General features: G+C 75.1%; 18 protein-coding genes and 1 riboswitch. Of the genes, 11 read left to right on the top strand and 7 right to left on the bottom strand.

Annotation, left to right across the window (positions count from 1 at the left end):
* Nucleotides 1-81: 81 nt before the first annotated feature.
* From ACK586_RS04685 to uvrB, 3 genes are all read right to left on the bottom strand, one after another.
* Complete coding sequence (locus tag ACK586_RS04685) at nt 82-1,197, bottom strand: TerC family protein (RefSeq protein ID WP_409329291.1); 1,116 nt, start codon at nt 1,195-1,197, stop codon at nt 82-84.
* A 241-nt stretch (nt 1,198-1,438) separates the two neighbouring features.
* Nucleotides 1,439-1,780: an MmcQ/YjbR family DNA-binding protein gene (locus tag ACK586_RS04680; protein ID WP_409329290.1), complete on the bottom strand. Its 342-nt coding sequence runs from the start codon at nt 1,778-1,780 to the stop codon at nt 1,439-1,441.
* A 71-nt stretch (nt 1,781-1,851) separates the two neighbouring features.
* Entirely contained in the window at nt 1,852-3,969 is a 2,118-nt protein-coding gene (gene uvrB / locus ACK586_RS04675; protein WP_409329289.1) for an excinuclease ABC subunit UvrB, read from the bottom strand.
* Between the two features lie 444 nt (nt 3,970-4,413).
* On the opposite strand from uvrB, the gene glgX reads away from it, so the two are divergent.
* From glgX to ACK586_RS04645, 6 genes are all read left to right on the top strand, one after another.
* Nucleotides 4,414-6,519 carry a glycogen debranching protein GlgX gene (gene glgX / locus ACK586_RS04670; protein WP_409329288.1) on the top strand — a complete coding sequence of 702 codons (2,106 nt, stop codon included), beginning with the start codon at nt 4,414-4,416 and terminating at the stop codon, nt 6,517-6,519.
* On the top strand, nt 6,516-8,825 hold the full coding sequence (gene treY / locus ACK586_RS04665; RefSeq protein ID WP_409329287.1) for a malto-oligosyltrehalose synthase: 2,310 nt from the start codon (nt 6,516-6,518) through the stop codon (nt 8,823-8,825). The genes glgX and treY overlap by 4 nt, the downstream gene beginning before the upstream one ends.
* Before the next feature lie 201 nt (nt 8,826-9,026).
* Nucleotides 9,027-9,181: riboswitch (cyclic di-AMP (ydaO/yuaA leader) on the top strand.
* 2 nt (nt 9,182-9,183) lie between these two features.
* Nucleotides 9,184-9,780 (top strand): transglycosylase family protein, encoded by a 597-nt coding sequence (locus ACK586_RS04660; protein WP_409329286.1) that lies wholly within the window; start codon nt 9,184-9,186, stop codon nt 9,778-9,780.
* A gap of 89 nt (nt 9,781-9,869) precedes the next feature.
* Nucleotides 9,870-10,838: an NAD(P)-dependent alcohol dehydrogenase gene (locus ACK586_RS04655; protein ID WP_409329285.1), complete on the top strand. Its 969-nt coding sequence runs from the start codon at nt 9,870-9,872 to the stop codon at nt 10,836-10,838.
* Between the two features lie 56 nt (nt 10,839-10,894).
* Complete coding sequence (gene treZ / locus ACK586_RS04650; protein ID WP_409329284.1) at nt 10,895-12,649, top strand: malto-oligosyltrehalose trehalohydrolase; 1,755 nt, start codon at nt 10,895-10,897, stop codon at nt 12,647-12,649.
* A gap of 1 nt (nt 12,650) precedes the next feature.
* Nucleotides 12,651-13,376, top strand: coding sequence for a dihydrofolate reductase family protein (locus ACK586_RS04645; RefSeq protein ID WP_409329283.1), 726 nt, complete (start codon nt 12,651-12,653; stop codon nt 13,374-13,376).
* Nucleotides 13,377-13,387: 11 nt separating this feature from the next.
* On the opposite strand, the gene ACK586_RS04640 is transcribed toward ACK586_RS04645, so the two are convergent.
* Together ACK586_RS04640 and ACK586_RS04635 are read right to left on the bottom strand one after the other, a co-directional pair.
* Nucleotides 13,388-14,983: a serine/threonine-protein kinase gene (locus ACK586_RS04640; protein WP_409329282.1), complete on the bottom strand. Its 1,596-nt coding sequence runs from the start codon at nt 14,981-14,983 to the stop codon at nt 13,388-13,390.
* Nucleotides 14,984-15,098: 115 nt separating this feature from the next.
* Complete coding sequence (locus tag ACK586_RS04635; RefSeq protein WP_409329281.1) at nt 15,099-15,851, bottom strand: TasA family protein; 753 nt, start codon at nt 15,849-15,851, stop codon at nt 15,099-15,101.
* Between the two features lie 254 nt (nt 15,852-16,105).
* On the opposite strand from ACK586_RS04635, the gene ACK586_RS04630 reads away from it, so the two are divergent.
* A complete protein-coding gene (locus tag ACK586_RS04630) occupies nt 16,106-17,644 on the top strand; it encodes a sensor histidine kinase (RefSeq protein ID WP_409329280.1) in 1,539 nt (512 codons plus the stop codon).
* Nucleotides 17,641-18,315 carry a LuxR C-terminal-related transcriptional regulator gene (locus ACK586_RS04625; protein ID WP_409329279.1) on the top strand — a complete coding sequence of 225 codons (675 nt, stop codon included), beginning with the start codon at nt 17,641-17,643 and terminating at the stop codon, nt 18,313-18,315. Before ACK586_RS04630 ends, ACK586_RS04625 begins: the two co-directional genes overlap by 4 nt.
* A 36-nt stretch (nt 18,316-18,351) precedes the next feature.
* Here the strand turns inward: ACK586_RS04625 and ACK586_RS04620 are convergent, their stop codons facing one another.
* A complete protein-coding gene (locus tag ACK586_RS04620) occupies nt 18,352-19,074 on the bottom strand; it encodes a hypothetical protein (protein WP_409329278.1) in 723 nt (240 codons plus the stop codon).
* The gene (locus ACK586_RS04615) at nt 19,071-20,129 is read right to left on the bottom strand and encodes a hypothetical protein (RefSeq protein ID WP_409329277.1); all 1,059 of its coding nucleotides are present in this window, start codon (nt 20,127-20,129) and stop codon (nt 19,071-19,073) included. The genes ACK586_RS04620 and ACK586_RS04615 overlap by 4 nt, the downstream gene beginning before the upstream one ends.
* Nucleotides 20,130-20,214: 85 nt before the next feature.
* On the opposite strand from ACK586_RS04615, the gene ACK586_RS04610 reads away from it, so the two are divergent.
* Genes ACK586_RS04610 through ACK586_RS04600 form a run of 3 tightly spaced genes read left to right on the top strand, consistent with a single transcriptional unit; the run spans nt 20,215 to nt 22,693 of the window.
* Nucleotides 20,215-20,889 carry a signal peptidase I gene (locus ACK586_RS04610; protein ID WP_409329276.1) on the top strand — a complete coding sequence of 225 codons (675 nt, stop codon included), beginning with the start codon at nt 20,215-20,217 and terminating at the stop codon, nt 20,887-20,889.
* A 5-nt stretch (nt 20,890-20,894) separates the two neighbouring features.
* Nucleotides 20,895-21,965, top strand: coding sequence for an ATP-dependent DNA ligase (locus ACK586_RS04605; RefSeq protein ID WP_409329275.1), 1,071 nt, complete (start codon nt 20,895-20,897; stop codon nt 21,963-21,965).
* On the top strand, nt 21,962-22,693 hold the full coding sequence (locus ACK586_RS04600) for a class E sortase (RefSeq protein WP_409329274.1): 732 nt from the start codon (nt 21,962-21,964) through the stop codon (nt 22,691-22,693). The genes ACK586_RS04605 and ACK586_RS04600 overlap by 4 nt, the downstream gene beginning before the upstream one ends.
* The last annotated feature ends 10 nt before the right edge of the window (nt 22,694-22,703 follow it).

Raw genomic sequence — 22,703 nt, 5'->3', positions numbered from 1 at the left:
CCAGCGTCTCACGCCGGCGACGGCCGCGCCGCCGGCACGCGCGGCCGGTCGCCGGGCGTCCGGGCCGGTCAGTTCTCCCTGTCAGTTCTCCCTGGCGGCCGGCTCGCGCCGCCGGGCCTCGTCCCGGGCCTCGCCGGTGCCGGTGACGGGGCCGCTCCGGACGGCCTCGGCCGCGGTGTCCGCGGCGACCGGCGCCGGCCCGGCACCGGCGCGGGCGGCGTCGGCCCGGGTGCGGCGGTTCGCGGCGAGGCTGGCGACGGTGGTCACCAGCAGGGTGACCAGGATGACCAGCAGTGACAACCAGGTGGGCACCTCGGGGATCGCGGTGACGTGCTCGCCGCCGTTGATGAACGGCAACTCGTTCTCGTGCAGCGCGTGGATCATCAGCTTGACGCCGATGAAGCCGAGGATGACCGCCAGCCCGTAGGCCAGGTACACCAGCCGGTCCAGCAGCCCGTCGATCAGGAAGAACAGCTGCCGCAGACCCAGCAGCGCGAAGGCGTTCGCCGTGAACACCAGGTACGTCTCCTGCGTCAGCCCGAAGATCGCCGGGATCGAGTCGACGGCGAACAGGATGTCGGCGCTGCCGATCGCGATCAGCGCGATGAACAACGGCGTGATGTACCGCTTGCCGTCGACCTTCGCCGTCAGCCGGTCGGAGTGATAGGTCTCCGTCGTGGGCAGCACCCGGCGGGTGAGCCGCAGGACGGCGTTCTCCTTGAACTCCTCCTCGTCGTCGTGCCCACCGCTGCGCGCCTGCGCCCACGCCGTGTACAGGAGGAACCCACCGAAGATGTAGAAGATCCAGCTGAAGTTCTCGATCGCCGCCGCGCCGATGAAGATGAACACCGTCCGCAGCACCAGCGCGAACGCGATACCGAACAGCAGCACCTTCTGCTGCAGCTCCCGCGGCACCGCGAAGCTCGCCATGATCAGCACGAAGACGAACAGGTTGTCCACCGAGAGGCTCTTCTCGGTGATGTACCCGGCGAAGTACTCCCCGCCGTAGGTCCCTCCGGCGAACCACAGCACGAGCAGGCCGAACACGACCGCGATCGCCACGTAGATGGCCGACCAGGTGCCCGACTCCTTGAGCGTCGGCGCGTGCGGGGTCCGCACGTGACCGATGAAGTCGAAGGTGAGCATCGCCACGATCGCGGCGACGGTCAGGGCCCACACCCAGGTGGGGACGTCCATGCGGGTACTCCTCCGGGACTGGCGTTGCGTCAGATCCGGAGGTCTCTCCCGCCGTGAGCGCGGAGCTCACGACCGGCGGCGCCGGAGGCCTCGGGACCTCGTACTGACGACACCGCCGCTGGGGATACTCCCCTCCACACGAGGCCGGGGCACGCCGCACGGAGCCGTCGCGCCTGTCGACCTCGGGGGGCACAACGGCGCTGCCCGCTCCTGCGTTCCCCGCCCGGATGTGACCGCCGTCTCAGGTCGGCCGCTTGCTCCGCGGCAGGGCGGCGACGATCGCGTCGTAGGAGGCGTCGACCAGCTCCCGCACCTCGTCGTCGGGCACCGGGCCGGTGAAGTCCACGGCGTTCCACCCGTAACGGCCGACGTAGGAGCTGACGGTGACGGCGTCGGGGTACCGGTCGCGCCACTCGGCGGCCTCCCCGGCGTCCCGTGCACACGTCACCCCGACGGTGGACGGCCCGAGGAAGGCGAAGGCCTTGCCGCCGACCTTGGCGATTAGTTCGACGTCACCCCACGGGTAGGTCTCCTCGGCCCCGGGCTTGGCCAGGCAGTACGCCACGAGCTGCTCCCGGTCCATCAGCAACCTCCCCGGCCCCCGCTGCGGGGCCCGCCGTGAGCCTGCGAACGGCGGGGGCAGCGGGTCCTCGTTCAGGCGTGCGCGGCGTCGAGCTGTCGCAGCTCCTTCTTCAGCTCCGCCAACTCGTCGCGCAGCCGGGCCGCGACCTCGAACTGCAGCTCCCGGGCGGCGGCGAGCATCTGGTCGTTCATCTGGGCGATGAGGTCGGCGAGCTCGTTGCGGGGCAGGCCCTGGACGTCGATCGCGCCGGCCTTCGCCTTGCTCTTGGACGACAGCCCCGGCACCGGCGACTTGCCGCGGGACTGCTGCCGCCCCGAGCCGCCGAGCAGCTCGCCGGCCGTACCGTCCTCGGCCTCCCGGTAGATGCCGTCGAGGATGTCGACGATCTTCTTCCGCAGCGGCTGGGGGTCGATGCCGTGCTCGGTGTTGTACGCGACCTGCTTCTCGCGCCGGCGGTTGGTCTCCTCGATGGCCTGGGCCATCGAGGGGGTGATCCGGTCGGCGTACATGTGCACCTGGCCGGAGACGTTGCGCGCCGCCCGGCCGATCGTCTGGATCAGCGAGGTGCCCGACCGGAGGAATCCCTCCTTGTCGGCGTCGAGGATCGCCACGAGGGAGACCTCGGGCAGGTCGAGACCCTCGCGCAGCAGGTTGATGCCGACCAGCACGTCGTACTCGCCCTGCCGCAGCTCGCGCAGCAGCTCGACCCGGCGCAGCGTGTCGACCTCGGAGTGCAGGTAGCGGACCTTGATGCCCATCTCGAGCAGGTAGTCGGTGAGGTCCTCGGCCATCTTCTTGGTCAGCGTGGTGACCAGCGTGCGCTCGTCGCGCTCGACCCGCTCGCGGATCTCGGAGACCAGGTCGTCGATCTGGCCCTTGGTCGGCTTGACCACGACCTCGGGGTCGACCAGGCCGGTGGGGCGGATGACCTGCTCCACGAACTCACCGCCGGTGCGGCCCAGCTCGTAGGGGCCCGGGGTCGCCGAGAGGTAGACGACCTGACCGATCCGGTCGGTGAACTCCTCCCACTTCAGCGGCCGGTTGTCCATCGCCGAGGGCAGCCGGAAGCCGTGCTCGACCAGCGTCCGCTTGCGGCTCATGTCGCCCTCGTACATCCCGCCGACCTGCGGCACGGTGACGTGGGACTCGTCGATGACCAGGAGGAAGTCGTCGGGGAAGTAGTCCAGCAGGCAGGAGCCCGCCGAGCCGGGGGCGCGGCCGTCGATGTGCCGCGAGTAGTTCTCGATGCCGGAGCAGAAGCCGACCTGGCGCATCATCTCGATGTCGTAGGTGGTGCGCATGCGCAGCCGCTGGGCCTCGAGCAGCTTCCCCTGCCGCTCGAGCTCGGCCAGCCGCTGCTCCAGCTCGGCTTCGATCGAGCCGATCGCCCGCTCCATCCGCTCCGGGCCGGCGGCGTAGTGGGTGGCCGGGAAGACGAACAGCTCGTCGACCTCGCGCACGACCTCGCCGGTGAGCGGGTGCAGGTAGTACAGCCGCTCCACCTCGTCGCCGAACATCTCGATCCGGACGGCGAGCTCCTCGTACACCGGGAACACCTCGACGGTGTCGCCCCGGACCCGGAAGGTGCCGCGGGTGAAGGAGAGGTCGTTGCGGGTGTACTGCTCGGTGACGAGGGTGCGCAGCAGCTCGTCGCGGTCGCGCTCCTCCCCCACCTTGATCTTCAGCGCGCGCTCGACGTACTCCTCGGGGGTGCCCAGGCCGTAGATGCAGGACACGGTGGCCACCACGATCACGTCGCGGCGGGTGAACAGCGAGTTGGTGGCCGAGTGCCGCAGCCGCTCGACCTCCTCGTTGATCGAGGAGTCCTTCTCGATGTAGGTGTCCGTCTGCGGGACGTAGGCCTCGGGCTGGTAGTAGTCGTAGTAGCTGACGAAGTACTCGACCGCGTTGTCGGGGAACAGCTCGCGGAACTCGTTGGCCAGCTGGGCGGCGAGGGTCTTGTTGGGCGCCATCACCAGGGTGGGCCGCTGGACCTGCTCGACCAGCCACGCCGTCGTCGCCGACTTCCCGGTGCCGGTGGCGCCCAGCAGGACGACGTGCTCCTCGCCGGCCTCCACCCGCTCGGCCAGCGCCTTGATCGCGGCCGGCTGGTCGCCCGAGGGCTCGAACTCGCTGACGACGCGGAACCGCCCCCGCGTGGGCCGCTTCAGGTCGGTCTTCGCTCGCACGCGTCGACGGTACGACGGGGGTGTGACAGGACGGCGCCCGTGCGACGTCCGTGCCTGGTGGGACCCGCTGGTTGCACGAACGCGACGGGGGTGCTCGTCATCGGCGGCCGACGGCGATAGTGTCCCGCGCGCAGGAGCGGTCCCGGCCGGGGACCAGCGCCACCCGGGGTTCCCGGGCGAGGTCGGACCCCGGCGGGACCGCCCCTTCTGCGCACGACGCCCCCCGCGGTCCGCCCGGGGGGCGTCGTCGTCTCCCCCGCCGCCGGCCCACGCCGCCGGTGACGCACGGTGACGTGTCCCTTCCGACACCTCCGGTCAGGTGTGCCGGGTCCCGCGCGCGGGCAACGGGGTGCCGGAGCAGCACGCACCGACCTCCCGCCGACGGCCGCGGCGGGAGGCAACCGGCCCCCGGAGACGGCGGGGGCACATCGCAGGAGGACCCGCATGACCCAGGTCTGGCCCGGAAGCGCCTACCCGCTGGGCGCCACGTACGACGGCACCGGCACCAACTTCGCCATCTTCAGCGAGGTCGCCGAGAAGATCGAGCTGTGCCTGTTCGACGACGCGGGCAACGAGGAGCGGATCCGCCTCCCCGAGATGGACGGGTACGTGTGGCACGCCTTCCTGCCCGGCATCCAGCCCGGGCAGCGCTACGGCTTCCGCGTCCACGGCCCGTACGACCCGGAGAACGGGCACCGCTGCAACCCCAACAAGCTGCTGCTGGACCCCTACGCCAAGGCGATCGACGGCTCCGTCGACTGGGACGAGGCGTGCTTCGGCTACCGCTTCGGCAGCGGTGAGCGCAACGACGACGACTCCGCGCCGCACATGCCCAAGTCCGTCGTCGTCAACCCCTACTTCGACTGGGGCGTCGACCGCCCGCCGAAGACCCCGTACAACAAGACGGTCATCTACGAGGCCCACGTCAAGGGCCTGACCATGACCCACTCGCGCGTCCCCGAGGAGCTGCGCGGCACGTACGCCGGGATCGCGCACCCGGCGGTCATCGAGCACCTGCAGGGACTGGGCGTGACGGCGATCGAGCTCATGCCGGTGCACCAGTTCGTCCAGGACGACACGCTGCTGCAGAAGGGCCTGCGCAACTACTGGGGCTACAACACGATCGGCTTCTTCGCGCCGCACAACGAGTACGCGCAGTCCGCCGACGGGCAGCAGGTCCAGGAGTTCAAGGGCATGGTCCGGACCCTGCACGAGGCGGGCATCGAGGTGATCCTCGACGTCGTCTACAACCACACCGCCGAGGGCAACCACAACGGCCCGACGCTGTCGTTCAAGGGCATCGACAACCGGGCGTACTACCGGCTGGTCGAGGGCGACGAGCAGTACTACATGGACACCACCGGCACCGGGAACTCGCTCAACGTCCGCAACCCGCAGTCGCTGCAGCTGATCATGGACTCGCTGCGCTACTGGGTCACCGAGATGCACGTCGACGGGTTCCGCTTCGACCTCGCCTCCACCCTCGCCCGGCAGTTCCACGAGGTGGACCGGCTGTCGGCGTTCTTCGACCTGGTGCACCAGGACCCGGTGGTCAGCCAGGTCAAGCTCATCGCCGAGCCCTGGGACGTCGGTGACGGCGGCTACCAGGTCGGCAACTTCCCGGCGCTGTGGACCGAGTGGAACGGCAAGTACCGCGACACCGTCCGCGACTTCTGGCGGGGCGAGGACGCGACCATCGGCGAGTTCGCCAGCCGCATCTCCGGCTCGGCGGACCTGTACAAGCACTCCGGACGCCGGCCGGTGGCGAGCATCAACTTCGTCACGGCGCACGACGGCTTCACGATGCGCGACCTCGTCTCCTACAACGAGAAGCACAACGAGGCCAACGGCGAGGGCAACAACGACGGCGAGAGCCACAACCGCAGCTGGAACGGCGGTGTCGAGGGCCCCACCGACGACCCCGAGGTGCTCGCCCTGCGCGCCCGCCAGCAGCGCAACTTCCTGACCTCGCTGATGCTCAGCCAGGGCGTGCCGATGCTGCTGCACGGGGACGAGCTCGGCCGGACCCAGAACGGCAACAACAACGGCTACTGCCAGGACTCCGAGCTCACCTGGATCGACTGGACGGCCGTCGACGAGGGGCTGCTGGAGTTCACCAGGCGGGTCACCCGCCTGCGCAACGAGCACCCGACGTTCCGCCGGCGCCGGTTCTTCCACGGCCGGCCGGTGCGGCGCGAGGAGGGCGACCCGGTGCAGGACGTCGCCTGGCTCACCCCGGCCGGGGAGCTCATGTCCGACGAGGACTGGGACGTCGGCTTCGCCAAGTCCCTGGCGATGTACCTCAACGGGCACGGCATCCGGGAGACCGACGAGCGCGGCGAGGACGTCGTCGACGACTGCTTCTACCTGGCGTTCAACGCCCACCACGAGCCGATCGAGTTCACCCTGCCGCCGAGCGAGTACGCCGAGGGGTGGACCGTCGTCGTCGACACCGCGGAGATGCACGAGGTCGAGCCCGTCGTCGTCAAGGCCGGCGACACGATGACCGTGCAGGCGCGCGCGACGGTCGTGCTGCAGGCCGCTCCGTGACGTCGACGCAGGACCGCCGCGCCGTCCCGACGGCCACCTACCGCCTGCAGGTGCACGCCGGTTTCACCCTGGACGACGCCGCCGCGGTCGCCGACCACCTGGCGGCGCTGGGGGTGAGCCACGCGTACTCCTCGCCGCTGCTGCGGTCGGCGGCGGGGAGCACGCACGGCTACGACACGGTCGACCACGCGCACATCGACGAGGCGCGCGGTGGCCGGGCGGCCTTCGACCGGTTCGTGGCGGCGCTGCACGAGCACGGCCTCGGGCTGGTGCTCGACCTGGTGCCCAACCACATGGGCGTCGCCGATCCCGCCGAGGCGCCGTGGTGGTGGGACGTGCTGCAGCACGGGCGCGACAGCGCGCACGCCGCCGCCTTCGACGTCGACTGGGACATCGGCGGGCGGGTGCGCATCCCCGTGCTGGGATCGGCGGACGACGTCGCACGGCTCGAGGTGGTGGACGGGGAGCTGCGCTACTACGACAACCGCTTCCCGATCGCGCCCGGCACGGGTGAGGGGACCCCGCAGGAGGTGCACGACCGCCAGCACTACGAGCTGGTCGACTGGCGGCGCGCGGACTCCGACCTCAACTACCGGCGGTTCTTCGCGATCAACACCCTCGCCGGCCTGCGCGCGGAGGACCCGGCGGTCTTCGCCGCGACCCACGAGCTGGTGCTGGAGCTGGTCGGCGAGGGCGCCGTCGACGGGCTGCGGATCGACCACCCCGACGGGCTGGCCGACCCGAAGGGCTACCTGGAGCGGCTGGCCGAGGCCTCGGGCGGCCGGTGGACGGTCGTGGAGAAGATCCTCGAGCCGGGCGAGGACCTGCCGGAGAGCTGGGCGACCGCCGGGACCACGGGCTACGACGCGCTGTCGGAGGTCGACCAGGTGCTGGTCGACCCGGCCGGCGAGGCGGAGCTGACCGCGCTGGACACGGAGCTGACGGGCTCCCCGGTCGACTACGCGGAGCTGGTGCACGGGACCAAGCGCGAGGTCACCGACGGCATCCTCGGCTCCGAGGTGGCCCGGCTGGTGCGGGTGATCGGGGACCTGCCCGGCGTCGAACGGGACCAGCAGACCGAGGCGCTGGCGGAGCTGCTGGCCTCCTTCGACGTCTACCGCACGTACCTGCCCGACGGCCGCGAGCACCTCGACGCGACGGTCGCCGCCGTCCGCGCGCGGCGACCGGATCTGGGCGCCGCGCTGGACCAGCTGCACCCAGTGCTCTCCGCGGCCGGCACGGAGGCGGCGACCCGGTTCGAGCAGACCAGCGGCCCGGTCATGGCCAAGGGCGTCGAGGACAGCGCCTACTACCGCTGGGCGCGGTTCGCCGCCCTCAACGAGGTCGGTGGCGACCCGGCGCGGTTCGGCAGCACGGTCGAGGAGTTCCACGAGGCGCAGGCGCGGCGGCTGGCGCGCAAGGCGCAGGCGATGACGACGCTGTCCACGCACGACACCAAGCGCAGCGAGGACGTCCGCGCCCGGCTCGCCGTCCTCGCCGAGCTCCCGGGCGAGTGGGCCGGGCTGGTGCGCGGCCTGCTGGAGCGCCACCCGCTCCCCGACCGGCCGCTGGCCCACCTGGTCTGGCAGAACCTGGTCGGCGCCTGGCCGCTGTCCCGCGAGCGGGCGCAGGCCTTCGCCGAGAAGGCGGCGCGGGAGGCCGGGCTGTCGACCAGCTGGACCGACCAGGACGAGGAGTTCGAGTCGCGGCTGCGCGCGATGGTGGACGCCGCCTTCGACGACGGGCGCACCCGCTCGGAGCTCGACGCGTTCGTCGCCCGCATCGCCCCGCTGGGCCGGTCCAACTCGCTCGCGCAGAAGCTGGTGCAGCTGACGATGCCCGGCGTCCCGGACGTCTACCAGGGCACGGAGCTGTGGGACCACTCGCTGGTCGACCCGGACAACCGGCGGCCGGTGGACTACGACCTGCGCCGCCGGCTGCTGGCCCGGCTGGACGAGGGCTGGGTGCCGGACGTCGACGACACCGGCTCGGCCAAGCTGCTCGTGGTGTCCCGGGTGCTGCGGCTGCGCCGCGACTCCCCCGAGCTGTTCGCCGGCTACACCCCGGTGACGGCGACGGGGCCGGCGGCCGGGCACGTGGTGGCCTTCGACCGGGGAGCGGTGACCGTCGCGACCCGGCTGCCGGCCCGGCTGGCCGCCACGGGGTGGGGCGACACCGCGCTGCAGCTGCCCACCGGCGCCTGGCGCGACGTCCTCACCGGGCAGCGGTCGGTGTCCACCGCCGGCGGCCTGCCCCTCGCGACGGTGCTGTCCGGGCTGCCGGTGGCGCTGCTCGTCCGCGACTGAGAGGGACCGCGACCTCCGGCGACAGGCTGTGACGGGCCGGGGACGGCCGGCGCTCCCCGGCCCGGCCTGTCGCCGCCACGCCGACGACACCCCGGGGGACCCGGCGCCGCCGAGGGGCCGGACACCGCCGCAGCACCCAGGCTCTGCGTGTGCACGGCGCAACACGCGCGCTCGGCACCAGGCCGCGGTCCGCCGAACTCCGTCCGCCGCACGCCTGACCTCGACCCATCGAGGACGGAGGCGGGGGACCCATCGGGCGCGCACGCGCGCCCCGGGGTGAAGCCGCCTCTGCGCGGCCGGGCACCGATCCGCCCGAACCCGACAGCTCACCTCGCAGGCGGTGATCGGGAGGATCACCATGTCCCAGCACCGTGCGCCCTCGCGCGCCCGCATCCGGACGCTCCTGCGCGGCGGCGCCGTCGCCGTCGGCTCCGCGGCCCTCGGGATCGGCCTGATGGCCGCACCCGCGGGCGCCGCCCCCGGGCACGACTGGAGCGGCGTCGCCCAGTGCGAGTCCGGCGGCAACTGGAGCATCAACACCGGTAACGGGTACTACGGCGGGCTGCAGTTCTACCAGCCGACCTGGGTGGGCTACGGCGGGCTGCAGTACGCCCCCCGCGCCGACCTGGCCACCCCCGCGCAGCAGATCGCGGTGGCCGAGCGGGTGCTCGTCGGGCAGGGCGTCGGCGCCTGGCCGACCTGCGGCCGGCACCTGCGCGGCGGGAGCACCCCGGCCGCGGCGGCACCGGCTCCCCCGGCGCCGGCCCCGGCCGCACGCCCCGCGGCCGCGGCGCCGGCCGCCTCCGGCAGCTACGTCGTCCGGCCCGGGGACACCCTCGCCAAGATCGCGCGGGCCCAGGGCGTGGACGGCGGGTGGCGCGCCCTCTGGGCGATGAACCGGGGCACGGTCGGCGATCCGAACAGGATCTACGTCGGGCAGCGGCTGGCCGTCTGACCGGCCGCCGGCGGTCCGGCCGGGACACCGGCCGGCCACCGGCGGTACGGCCCCGCCCGGCGGTCGGCGCAGGCCGCTACGGTCCGGGGGTGCGCGCCGCCGTCCGCACCCGCTACGGGCCACCGGACGTCGTCCGCGTGCTCGACGTGGACCCGCCGCGGGTCGGCGACGGCGACGTGCTGGTGCGGGTGCACGCCACCACGGTCAACCGCACGGACTGCGCCTACCGGGCGGGAACGCCGTTCCCCGTCCGGCTGCTCACCGGGTTCCCCCGGCCCCGGGTGCAGGTGCTGGGCACCGAGTTCGCCGGCGTCGTCGAGCGGACCGGGCCCGCCGTGACCCGGTTCTCGACCGGTCAGCGCGTGTTCGGCTACGTCGAGGGGCGCTTCGGCGCGCACGCCGAACTGCTGGCCGTGGCCGGAAGCGCGTCCGTGGCGCTGCTGCCGCCCGGTGTCGGCTTCGCCGAGGGCGCGGCGGCCACCGAGGGCGCGCACTACGCGCTGGCCATGGCCAGGGTCGCGCGGGTGGCCCGCGGGCAGCGCGTGCTGGTCCTCGGCGCGACCGGGGCGATCGGCTCCGCGGCGGTGCAGCTGCTGGCGGCCGGCGGAGTCCGGGTCACCGCGGTCGCCCCCGGCCACCGGGAGGCGGTCGAGGCGCTCGGTGCCGACCGGGTCGTCACGGCCCGCGCCGAGGACGTCGTCGCGGACGGCACGCGCTTCGCCGCGGTGTTCGACGCGGTCGGCCGGAGCACGTTCGGCCGCTGCCGGGACCTGCTGGAACCCCGCGGCGTCTACACCTCCTCGGAGCTCGGGCCGAGGGGGCAGAACGTGGGCCTGGCGCTGCTGTCCCCGCTGTCCCCCGGCCGGCGGGTGCGCTTCCCCTTCCCGCGGCACGACCAGGCGATGGTCGGCCGGATCGCGGACCTGCTCGGCTCGGGCCGGTTCCGCCCGCTCCTGGACCCGCGCCGCTTCGGGCTGGCGGAGATCACGGAGGCGCACCGGTACGCCGGGAGCGGCCGCAAGACCGGCAGCGTCGTGGTGCAGGTGGCCGAGGGTTGAGCCGTCGCCGCCCGGGCATGATCGGCGCACCGCCGTCGTCCCCGGGAGGTCCCCGCATGTCCGAGCCCGCCGAGTTCACCGTCTGGGCGCCGGTGCCGTCGCGGGTCCGCCTGCAGGTCGACGGCGCCGTCCACGACATGCGGCGCGACGACGACGGCTGGTGGCGCGCCGAGGTCGACGCCGGCCCGGAGGCCGACTACGGCTTCCTGCTCGACGACGACGACGCGCTGCGCCCCGATCCGCGCTCCCGCCGGCAGCCGCAGGGCGTGCACGGGCCCTCCCGGCGGTTCGACGCGGCCTCCCACGCGTGGGGCGACCGGTCCTGGACCGGCCGCCCGCTGGCCGGCGGCGTCGTCTACGAGATGCACGTCGGCACCTTCACGCCGGAGGGCACGCTCGACGCCGCGGCGGGCAGGCTCGACCACCTGGTGGACCTCGGCGTGGACTTCGTGGAGCTGCTGCCGGTCAACGGCTTCAACGGCACGCACAACTGGGGCTACGACGGCGTGCTCTGGTACACGGTGCAGGAGGAGTACGGCGGCCCCGCGGCCTACCAGCGCTTCGTCGACGCCTGCCACCAGCGCGGGCTGGGCGTGATCCAGGACGTCGTCTACAACCACCTGGGCCCGTCGGGGAACTACCTGCCGCTGTTCATGCCGATCAACGCCCCGGGCGGCGCCAACACCTGGGGCGACTCGGTCAACCTGTCGGGGCCGGACTCCGACGAGGTGCGCCGTTACATCATCGACAACGCGCTGATGTGGCTGCGCGACATGCACGTCGACGGGCTGCGGCTCGACGCCGTGCACGCGCTGGTCGACGAGCGGGCCACGCACGTGCTCGAGGAGATGGCCCAGGAGGTCGACCGGCTCTCGGTCGCCGTCGGCCGGCCGCTGACGCTGATCGCGGAGAGCGACCTCAACGACCCGCGGATGGTGACGCCGCGGGTGGCCGGCGGCCTCGGGCTGGCCGCGCAGTGGAGCGACGACTTCCACCACGCGCTGCACTCGGTGCTCACCGGCGAGGGCCAGGGCTACTACGCCGACTTCGCCGAGGCGGGGCTCGGCGGGCTGGCCAAGACGCTGACCGGCGCCTACTTCCACGACGGCGCCTGGTCGAGCTTCCGGCGGCGGCACCACGGCCGGCCGGTGGACACCGCGCTGCTGCCGGGCTGGAAGTTCCTCGGCTACCTGCAGGACCACGACCAGATCGGCAACCGGGCCGTCGGCGACCGCATCTCCGCGACGCTCTCCCCCGGCCTGCTCGCCGTCGGCGCGACGATCGTGCTGACCAGCCCGTTCACGCCGATGCTGTTCATGGGCGAGGAGTGGGGCGCGACCACGCCGTGGCAGTTCTTCACCAGCCACCCCGAGCCCGAGCTCGGCGAGGCGACGGCGAAGGGGCGGATCGGCGAGTTCGCCGAGCACGGCTGGGACGCCGACGTCGTCCCCGACCCGCAGGACCCGGAGACCTTCACCCGGTCGAAGCTGGACTGGTCCGAGCCGGAGCGCGAGCCGCACGCGCGGCTGCTGGCGACCACCCGCGCCCTGCTGGCGCTGCGCAAGGCGCAGCCGGACCTGGTCGACCCCGACCTGTCGGCGGTCGCGGTGAGCTGGGACGACGAGGACCGCTGGCTGGTCGTGCACCGCGGCGCGCTGCGCGTGGTGACCAACCTGTCGGGCGAGCCTCGCGAGGTGGACCTGGACCGGACGGCGACCGGCGTGCTGTTCTCCACCGGTGACGAGCCCACGTTGGACGGCCCGACCGTGACGCTGCCCGCGGAGAGCGCGGCCGTGGTCTCCACCGCCTGACGTGCGCCGCCTGCTGCCGGACCCGGCGTCCGGTCACGACCTCGACGACGCCGCGCTGGCCGAGGCCTACCGGCTGGCCGGCCGGTCGGTGCGCGTCAACTTCGTCGGCTCGCTGGACGGCGCCATCGCGATCCAGGGGCGCAGCGGCGGGCTGGGGTCACCCGGTGACAAGCGGGTGTTCCGGACGCTGCGGGCGCTGGCCGACGTGGTGCTGGTCGGCGCGGGGACGGCGGCCGCGGAGGGCTACCGGCCGGTCGCGGCCGACTCCGCCGTCGGCGCCCTGCGGACCGCGCTCGGCCGTCCCGCGACCGCACCGGTCGCCGTCGTCTCCCGGCGCGCCTCGCCGGCGCCCGGCGACCGGCTGGCCCACGGCTCGACGATCCTGGTCACCTGCGCCGCCTCGGACCCGGCGCGGCGCGCGGCGCTGGCCGGCGCCGGCGTGACCGTGCTGGTCTGCGGCGAGGACGACGTCGACCTGCCCCGGGCGCTGGACGAGCTGGCGGCGCGCGGGCTCGAGCAGGTCGTGTGCGAGGGGGGCCCGGCGCTGTTCGCCGCGGCGCTCGCCGCAGGGGTCGTCGACGAGCTGGACCTGACGATCGCGCCCGCGCTGGTCGGGGGGCAGACGCGGCTGCTGCCGGGCGCGCTGGCCGAGCCGGTGCGGCCGCGGCTGGTGCAGCTGCTCGAGGAGGACGGCGTCCTGTTCACCCGGTACGCGCTGCGGGGCTGACCGCCGGGGGTTCAGTCGTCCCCGCCGCCGTCGTCGTCCCCGCCGCCCCTGCCGCCGTTCCCGCGGCCTCCGCCGCCGTTCCCGCGGCCTCCGCCGCCGTTGCCACCGCCGTCGCCGTCGCCGTCGTCCCCGCCGCCGTTGCCACCGCCCCCGTTGCCACCGCCTCCTCCCCCGTTGCCGTTGCCGTTGCCGGGATCGGCCGGCGGTGCCGGTGCCGGGGGCGGGGTGACGGCGTGGGTCACGGTGACCACCGTGCCGGGGGTCAGCGCGCCGGTGGGGTCGAGGGCGAGCACCTCGCCGTCGGCGGCGTCGGCGGTCGTGACGGGGCGCAGCTGCACCTGCAGGCCCAGCGCGACCAGCTCGGCCTGCACCAGGCCGACCGGGCGGCCGACGTGGTCACCGGCGGCCACGTCGACGGTCGCCGGCTCCTCCGCGGCGGTGGTCGCCGCAGGCTCGTCGGTCGGCGTCCCGGTCTCGGTCGTCTCCGCGTCCGCCGGCGTCCCCCCGCCGCCGCCGGCGAGCGACGCGACCAGCACGACGGCGAGCACCGCGAGCAGCGGCAGCGCGACCAGGGCCGCGATCAGGCCCTTCCGGGAGCGTCGGGGGCGTCGGGGCCGGCGGCCGGCGCCGGCCGCGACCGCGGTGCCGGCCCGAGGACCCGCGGTGCCGGCCGCGGGACCCACCGCGGGCAGCACCCGGGTGTCCTGGGGCGCGGACCCGGCCGGGCGCGGCGGGAGGACCGTGGTGGCCGCCCGGTCGCCGGCGGCGCGGTCCGGGGAGGACGGCAGCGCGTCGACGGCGTCCCGGAACGCGGTGCCGTCGGGCCACCGCCGGTCGGGGTCCTTGGCCAGCGCGCGCTCGACGAGGCCGCGGAGGGCGGCCGGGACGTCCGGCGGCAGCGGCGGTGGGAGCTCGTTGATCTGCTTGAGCACCACCTGCACCGAGTTCTCGGCGTCGAAGGCACGCCGCCCGGCGAGCATCTCGTAGCCGACCAGGCCGAGGGCGTAGACGTCGCTGGCCGGCGACGCCGGGGCACCCTGGGCCTGCTCGGGCGAGATGTAGTGGGCGGTGCCGATGATCTGGCCGGTGCCGGTGAGCGGGACGCTGGCGGCGGACGAGGCGATGCCGAAGTCGGTCAGCTTGACGGTGCCGTTCCGCGCGAGGAGCACGTTGCCCGGCTTCACGTCGCGGTGCACCACGCCCATGGCGTGGGCGGCCCCCAGTCCCGCGGCGGTCTGCCGCAGCACGTCGGCCGTGCGGGCGGGGTCGAGCCGGCCCTCCCGGGCCAGCGCCTGCGACAGCGACTCGCCCTCGACCAGCTCCATCACGAGGTACGCCAGGTGCTCGGGGCTCCCGGGTCCGGCCGGGACCTCGCCGTAGTCGAACAGGGTGGCGATGTTGGGGTGGCTCAGCACCGCGGTGTGGCGGGCCTCGGCGCGGAACCGGGCGAGAAAGGAGGGGTCGCCGGTGTACTCGCTGCGCAGCAGCTTGAGCGCGACGTCGCGGCCGAGCAGCGTGTCGTGCGCCCGCCAGACCTGCCCCATGCCGCCGGTCGCCAGCAGCGACCGCAGCTCGTAGCGGCCGGCGATCCTCGCGCCCTGCTGCACGCACCTCTCCCTCTGCCCGGGTCCCCGTGCGGCGGACCGGCTCCCCATGGTCGCCGACGGCCCCGGACGCCGCGAGGGCGGCCCGGGGAGCCCCCGGACCGCCCTCGCGCGATGGTCAGACCCGCGGGGTCGGGCGACCGCCGCCCCCGCCGTTGTTGCCCCCGCCGTTGTTCGCCCCGCCGTTGTTCGCCCCGCCGTTGTTGCCCCCGCCGTTGTTGCCCCCGCCGTTGTTGGCCCCGCCGTTGTTGCCCGGAGTCGAGGGGGCCGAGGTGGCCTGGTCCAGCGTCAGGTCGACGGTCAGCGTCGCCGAGTCACCCTGGACCTCGTTGCCGACGTTCTGGTCCAGGGACACGCGGAGCACGAAGCAGGTGACCTGGCCCGCCGAGAGTCGCTGACCGGTCACGCGCTCGCCGTCGAGGGCGGCGAGCGGCACGTCGCCGGCCAGCAGCGTCGCGGAGGTGAGGTTGACGGTCGGGGTGCAGTCGACCGCGCTGTTCACCGGCCGCTGGTAGGCGCTGACGGTGGCCAAGCGGGAGAAGTCGCCCTCAAGCCCGCCGCAGGACCCGGCCTCGGAGGCGGAGTCGCAGGCGTCGGGCGCGTCCTGGATCGCCGCCACGGCGGTCAGGACGCCGGGGAGGTTCCCGCCGTTCTGCACCGGGAACGCCAGGAGCGTCGACTGCCCCGGGGCGAGCTCCAGGTTCCGTGCCTGGGTGCTGATCTCCTCGGTGGTGCTCAGCACGAGGGTGCCGGCGCCGACCTCGCCGGAGGTCTCCGCCGTGTCGCTGAAGGCGGCGAAGGTGCCGCCGGCGCCGAAGGCGATGAGGGCGACCCCGCCCATGGCGGCGGAGGCGATGGCGATCTTCTTCACGGTGGAACTCCCTGTCGATGTCCCCGTCGGACGACGGCACTCTCACCGGGCACGGCGCCGCGGCAGTCGACCTCGACCCTCCCGGTGGGCCACCGCACCGGACATCGTCAGAACTGTCGATCGCGGTCCCACTCCGACCTCGTTCGCCCCAGCCGACCCGCGCGCCGCAGGCGCCTCGCGCCCGGCGGAGCGATCCACCGATGGAGTCGCCCCACCGTGGTCTGCTGGCGCCCAGACCACGGGGGGTCCTGCCCATGACCAGCACGAACACCGCCGCGAGCGCGGTGCGGCGCACCTGCCGGCGGCTTGGCGCCGCACGCGTCGCGGCCGCCGTGATCGCCGTCGCTGCCGCCGTCGCCGTCCTCGCGGTGGGCCGGGCAGAGGCGCGGCACGAGGTGCTCCTCGTCGCGGCGACCCTGGGTTTCCTGGCGGCCGGCTGCGGCCACCTGCTGCGGTGGCGGGTCACCGGCAACGAGACCACCCGGTCGGTGGGCGTGGGGCTGCTGCTCGTCGGCCTGAGCCGGCCGGCCGGGGTGGTCACCGGAGCTCTCGTCGACGGCGCCGGGCCGGCGCTGCCCGCGGCCGCCCACCTCGCCGTCGCCGCCACGGCCGCCGCCATCGTGCTGCGCGCCTTCCCCGGCGCGGGATCACGCCGGCGCCCCGTCACGGCCGGGCTCCTGGCGCTGGCGCTGGCCGGTGCGGCCGCGGTCGGCGCGAGCGCCGCGGCACCGGCACTCACCCGGCCGGCGGCCGCGGGCGCCTGCCTGGCGCTGTCCGCGCTGTGGGGGGCGACCGCCGTCGCCGCCTGGCGCAGCGACCAGCTCAGCACCGGTCACCGGCGCTCGGCCCAGGCCCTGGCGGTGGTCGCCCTCGCGCTCTCCGGGATCGCGGCGCTGGCCGCGCTGCCCGCCCTGGTCCCGGGCGCCGGCGGGGTGGTCGCCCTGGTCCGCGACGCGGGCACGGCCGCCGCCGCCGGCGCGGCCGCCCTGGCCGCGGCCCGCCGGCTCACCGACGCCCTCGCCGGGCAGGAACGCTACGTCGCCGGACTGCTGGAGCAGCTCGCCGGCCACGAGCGCCAGCTGCAGCAGGCGCGGGCCTGCCTGCACGACGCGCGCGCCACCGTCGCCGGGGTGCGCGCGGCGACCTCCGCCGTCCAGCGCGCCACCGCTCCCGCCCAGGCCGCGCTCCGCGCCGACCTGCAGGAGTCCGTCAACGGGGAGCTCGCCCGCCTCGAGCGCCTGCTGCGCCTGCCCGACCGCCCGCCGCGGGCACGCCGCACCGACCTGGACCGGCTGCTGCGCCCGCTCGTGGCCGGCCACCGGGAACGCGGGCTGCGGCTGCGCTGGCAGCCGTCGGGCGCCGCCCCGGTCACCGTGGACGGCGACGCGCTCGCCGTCGTCGTCGGCAACCTGCTCGGCAACGCGCTCGTGCACGCCCCCGGCGCCCTCTGCACCCTGACCGTCGAGGTCGCCGGCTCGCTCACCGTCACCGTGGCCGACGACGGGCCGGGCTTGGCGGCCGGGCGGCGGGCCGCGGCCTTCGAGGCCGGCGAGCGCGGCGCCGCCAGCCCCGGCGAGGGGCTCGGCCTGGCGATCTCCCGGGACCTGGCGCGGCGGCACGGCGGGGACCTGGTCGCCGCCGACTCCGCCGTGGGCTGCCGGTTCGTGCTGACCCTGCCGCTGGGCCCGGAGCCCGCGGACGCCCCCGCGGCGCCGTCCACCCTCCCCCGGCCGCGCATCCCGGTCGGGGACCACCTGCCCCTCGGCGCCCGACCGTCGGCGGCGGTCCGGTGAGCGCCGGGCCGACGCTGCTCGTCGACGACCACTCGCTGTTCGCCCAGGCCGTGCAGCTGGGCCTGACCGCCGCGGGGATCCGGGCCGACCGGGTCGAGCCGACGTCCGCCGCCGCCGTCGTCGAGGCGTGCCTGGCCGCGGCGCCCGCCACGGTGCTGCTCGACCTGCGCCTGGGCTGCGACGACGACGGCGTACCCGTCGACGGACTGGACCTGGTGGGCCCGCTCACCGCGGCCGGCTGCCGCGTCGTCGTGGTCACCGGCGAGGTCGGGGACGCCACGTGGGGCACGGCCCTCGAGCGGGGCGCGGTCACCGTCGTCCCCAAGGAGACCGATCTCGACGACCTGGTCGCGCTGGTGCAGGCGGTCCGCGCCGGGGACCCGGTCCTCGGCGAGCACCGGCGGCAGGACCTGCTGGCGGCCGCCCGGCGGGCCCGCCGCGAGGAGGAGGACCGCCTCGCGCCGTTCCGCTCGCTGAGCCCGCGCGAGGACGAGGTGCTCCGCTGCATGGCCGCCGGCCTGCCCGCCGCCGCCATCGCGGCCGGGTCCTTCGTCAGCGAGGCGACCGTCCGCACCCACATCCGGGCCGTCCTCGGCAAGCTGCAGGTGTCCTCGCAGCTGCAGGCCGTGGCGCTGGCCCGTCAGGCCGGCTGGCTCGACGGCGCACCGTAGCGCCCCGGCGGCGGGGCCCGGTCGGCCGCCGACGGCTCAGCGCGGTCGCCCGCCGCCGGGGTTGCCGTTGCCCGGGTTGCCGTTGCCCGGGTTGCCGTTGCCCGGGTTGCCGTTGCCCGGGTTGCCGTTGCCCGGGTTGCCGTTGCCCGGGTTGCCGTTGCCGGGGGTGCCGGGTGGCTGGCCGCCCTGCCCCGGCGGGGTGACCGCGGCGGGGGAACCGGGGACGACGAGGTGGGCCCGCACCGTCCGCGTGTCGCTGAAGCCGGCCGTGGCGGCGTCCTGGACGAGGTCGAGGCGCAGGTCCCCGGTCCAGGTGGCGTCGGTCGGTACCGGCTCGGACTCCGGGGCGCGGCCCACGTGCAGCGCGAGCGTGGTCGCACCGGCCTGCAGCGGCCCCAGGTCCCGGCCCCCGACGAGCTCGCACAGGGTCGCGGTCACGGCCGCGGCGCCCGGGCCGGTCACCGTCAGCGCCAGGTCGGGCAGGTCGCGGCAGTCGTCGGCCGGGAGGGTGAGCAGCAGCCGCCCGGGGACCGGGCCGCTCGCGGTGACCTGCAGCTGCGCACCCCCGGCGTCCTGGGCGCGGACCTGGAGGGGCGCCCCACCGGAGGACGCCGGCGAGACGTCGAGCGCGAGCGAGGCCGCACCCGCGCTCGCGCCGACCTCGGCCCGGTCGCTGAAGGTGGCCAGGGTCGTGCCGGCGCCCAGGAGGACCGTCCCGGCGAGGACGCCGCCCAGGGCCCACTGCGTCTGCCGCCTCATGCCGCACTCTCCGCCCGGCGCCGACGGCGCACCACGAGGAACAGGAACCAGCCCAGCGCCAGGACGGCGAGGAAGAGGCCACCGGCCCACATCACGGCCGCACCGAGCGACTGGCCCGCCGCCCGGGTCAGGGTCTGCGTCTGCGCCGGGGTGTCCGGCGCGGCCTCCGCCTGGGCACGGGTCTCCGTCGTCGTCCCGGACCCGGGCCTCGTCCCGGACCGGACACCGTCGTCGTCGACGGTCACCGACGCGGCCGACCGGCCCACCACGGTGCCGCCGGGCGTGACGCCCTGCGCGGCCGCGCCACCCCGGACCGGAACGCCCGGAGCAACGCCCCGGCCGTTCCCCGCGCCGACGCCGGCCGTCGGGCCGACGCCGGCCGGCGGGCCGCCGACGCCGGGGCCCGCGGTGCCGCCTCCACCGCCCGGGGCGCCGCCGCCGGTGCCGCCGGTGGCCCCGCCGTCCCCCGGGCCGGTCCCGCCGCCGGGCGCGAAGGACTCCGCGGACACCTCCAGCTCCAGCTCGAGGGTGTCGGACTGCGCGAGGTTGTTGTCGGGGCGGTCCTCGAAGGTCAGCGCCAGGGTCAGGCAGGTGACGGCGGACCAGCTCGCGCCCGTGTCGAGGGTCAGCGGCAGGTAGCGCAGCACCGGCTTCCCGGTCGCCCCGTCCGGCGACGGCGCGACGAGCGGGAGGTCCACCGACGGCCCGAGCGGCGCGCACTTCCCCGACCCGTCGACCGAACCGGGGGCGACCGTGGCGCTCAGCTGGTCGACCAGCTCACCGGGGTCGGCGTCCGGGTCCGCACCCTCGTCGGCGCACCCGTCCCCCATGTCCCGCTCCGGTGCGAGGCAGCCGTTCTCCGCCGAGCCGACGGCGGCGACGGCGACGGCGAGGACCTCCGGGGTCTCGCGCCAGCCGTCGCGGTCGAGGTCGACCCGCACGTCCTGGGTCAGGCCGGGGACCAGGCCGCCCTCGGCCGCGGCCGGCCCGCCGGTGGCGAGGACGCCGGCAGTCGCCACGAGGACGACGGCAGCGGTGGAGAGGGGACGGCGCACCGGGCGATCGTCGCGGCCGGCCGGCGGGCGCCACATCGTCAGAATCGATGATGCCGTGCCCGCCCGCGCCCGCGAGACTCGGCCCGTGCCCTCCCCCGCTCCGCCGTTGCTCGAGACGGCCCGCCGGGTCGCGGCGTGGGCGATCGGCCTGGTGCTGCTGGCGGGGACGGCGACCGCGCTGGGGGTGGCCCTCTACCCGGCGGTCACCGGCGGGCAGGCCCTGGCCGTGCTCTCCGGGAGCATGACCCCCGGCCTGCCGGTGGGCGGGATGGTGTTCACGCGGGAGGTCGACCCGGCGGACGTCGAGGTCGGCGACGTGATCACCTTCGCGCACCCCTCCGACCCCGCCGCCCGGGTCACCCACCGGGTGGTCGCCGTCGACGCGGCGGGCGGCGAGCCGGTGTTCACCACGCAGGGCGACGCGAACGACGCCCCCGACCGGCAACCGGTCCCGGCGTCAGCGGTGCAGGGCGAGGCCTGGTTCGACGTCCCGGGCGTCGGCCGGCTGATCGCGCTGCTGCACTCCGCCAAGGGCGTGGGTGTGCTCGTCGTCCTCGTCTGCGGCCTGCTCGCCGTCCACCCGGGGAAGCGTGCGGCCGACGGCGGACCGGACGCCCCGGCGCCGGCCGGCGAGGTGGACGCGGACAGCGCCCGCACCGTCGTCATGGCCCCGGTCGCCGACGAGCCGGTGACCCTGCTGGTGGGCGCGGCGCGCCCGAAGGTGCCTGTCCCACCGAGACCGGTCCGGCTGCTTGACTGACCGGCATGGACCTGCCCGTGCTGCCGCCGGTCAAGCCGATGCTGGCCAAGGCGGCCACGACGCTGCCCGTCGCCGAAGGCCTGTTCTACGAGCCGAAGTGGGACGGGTTCCGCTGCATCGTCTTCCGTGACGGCGACGAGGTGGAGCTCGGCAGCCGCAACGAGCGGCCGCTGACCCGCTACTTCCCCGAGGTCGTCGAGGCGGTCAAGGCGGCCCTGCCCGAGCGCTGCGTGGTCGACGGCGAGATCGTCGTCCCGGCCGGGGACCGGCTGCACTTCGAGGCCCTGCTGCAGCGGATCCACCCCGCCGCGAGCCGGATCACGCTGCTGGCCGAGCAGACGCCGGCCACCTTCGTCGCCTTCGACCTGCTGGCGCTCGGCGACCAGTCGCTGATGGAGCTGCCGTTCGCGCAGCGCCGGGCCCGGCTGACCGACGTCGTCACCCCCACCGGCCAGGTGCACACCACCGCCATCACCCAGGACCCGGAGACCGCCCGGCGCTGGTTCGAGCAGTTCGAGGGCGCCGGGCTCGACGGCGTGGTCGCCAAGGCCGCCGACCTGCCCTACGGCCCCGACCAGCGGCTGATGACGAAGGTCAAGCACGTCCGCACCGCCGACTGCGTGGTCGCCGGCTTCCGCTGGCACAAGAGCGGGCCGATCGTGGGCTCCCTGCTGCTGGGGCTGTACAACAGCGAGGGCGACCTGCAGCACATCGGCGTCGCCGCCTCCTTCCCGATGGCCCGGCGGGCCGAGCTGGTCGAGGAGCTGGCCCCCTACCGGGCCGGCGCGCTGGACGGCCACCCCTGGCAGGACTGGGCCAACGCGCAGACCGACACGGACGGCGAGCACCGCATGCCCGGCGCGCAGAGCCGCTGGAACGCCGGCAAGGACCTGTCCTGGGTGCCGCTGCGGCCCGAGCTGGTCGTGGAGATCAAGTACGACCAGCTGGAGGGACGGCGGCTGCGGCACACCGGCCAGTTCCTGCGCTGGCGCCCCGACCGCGAGCCGCGCAGCTGCACCTACGACCAGCTCGACGTGCCGGTGCGCTACGACCTCGCCGAGGTCCTCGCCGGATGAGCCGCGTCGGGGACCTGGCCCGCACGGGCCTGCGCGGCGTCGGGCAGCTGCTGCTGACGATCGGCTTCGTGCTGCTGCTGTTCGTCGTCTACGAGCTCTACGTCACCGACATCCTCGCCGGCCAGGCGCAGGAGCAGCTCAGCGACGAGCTGCGCGACGAGTGGGACGGCACGGCCTCCGGCGGCACGCCCGCACCGATCACGCCGGAGGTCGGGCAGCCGTTCGCCTTCCTGCACATCCCCGGGCTGGGCGCCGGCTGGAACCGGGCGGTGGTCGAGGGCACCGGCGCCGCGGAGCTCGAGCAGGGGCCCGGCCACTACGTCGGCACGGCGCTGCCCGGTGAGCAGGGCAACTTCGCCGTCGCCGGGCACCGCGTGGGCCGCGGCTCGCCGTTCCTGGAGCTCGACGAGCTGCGGCCCGGCGACCCGATCGTGGTCGAGACCGCCGACGCCTGGTACGTCTACCGGGTGCTCGGCGACCCGGCGACCGGCGACTTCGGCGGCCCGGTGCCCGGCCAGCAGATCGTCTCGCCCAGCGACGTGTCGGTGATCTCCCCCACCCCGCTCGCTCCCCCGGAGGTGCCGCCGTCGGGCGCCTACCTGACCCTGACCACCTGCCACCCGGAGTACTCGGCGCGGGAGCGGCTCATCGTCCACGCGGTCCTCGACGGGGGGCCCATCATGCGCGCCGCCGCCCCCGACGGACCCCCCGCGCTGCAGGAAGGCTGAGGTCGAGGCC

Origin of the sequence: Trujillonella humicola (assembly GCF_046233715.1) — a bacterium.
GTDB classification, from domain to species: domain Bacteria; phylum Actinomycetota; class Actinomycetes; order Mycobacteriales; family Geodermatophilaceae; genus Trujillonella; species Trujillonella humicola.
This window is presented reverse-complemented; position numbering and strand designations above follow the sequence as displayed.

Coding starts and splice junctions, on each gene's coding strand:
- ACK586_RS04685 (WP_409329291.1), bottom strand. CDS start 1,197: ATGGACGTCCCCACCTGGGTGTGGGCCCTGACCGTCGCCGCGATCGTG.
- ACK586_RS04680 (WP_409329290.1), bottom strand. CDS start 1,780: ATGGACCGGGAGCAGCTCGTGGCGTACTGCCTGGCCAAGCCCGGGGCC.
- glgX (WP_409329288.1), top strand. CDS start 4,414: ATGACCCAGGTCTGGCCCGGAAGCGCCTACCCGCTGGGCGCCACGTAC.
- ACK586_RS04660 (WP_409329286.1), top strand. CDS start 9,184: ATGTCCCAGCACCGTGCGCCCTCGCGCGCCCGCATCCGGACGCTCCTG.
- treZ (WP_409329284.1), top strand. CDS start 10,895: ATGTCCGAGCCCGCCGAGTTCACCGTCTGGGCGCCGGTGCCGTCGCGG.
- ACK586_RS04630 (WP_409329280.1), top strand. CDS start 16,106: ATGACCAGCACGAACACCGCCGCGAGCGCGGTGCGGCGCACCTGCCGG.
- ACK586_RS04620 (WP_409329278.1), bottom strand. CDS start 19,074: ATGAGGCGGCAGACGCAGTGGGCCCTGGGCGGCGTCCTCGCCGGGACG.
- ACK586_RS04605 (WP_409329275.1), top strand. CDS start 20,895: ATGGACCTGCCCGTGCTGCCGCCGGTCAAGCCGATGCTGGCCAAGGCG.
- ACK586_RS04600 (WP_409329274.1), top strand. CDS start 21,962: ATGAGCCGCGTCGGGGACCTGGCCCGCACGGGCCTGCGCGGCGTCGGG.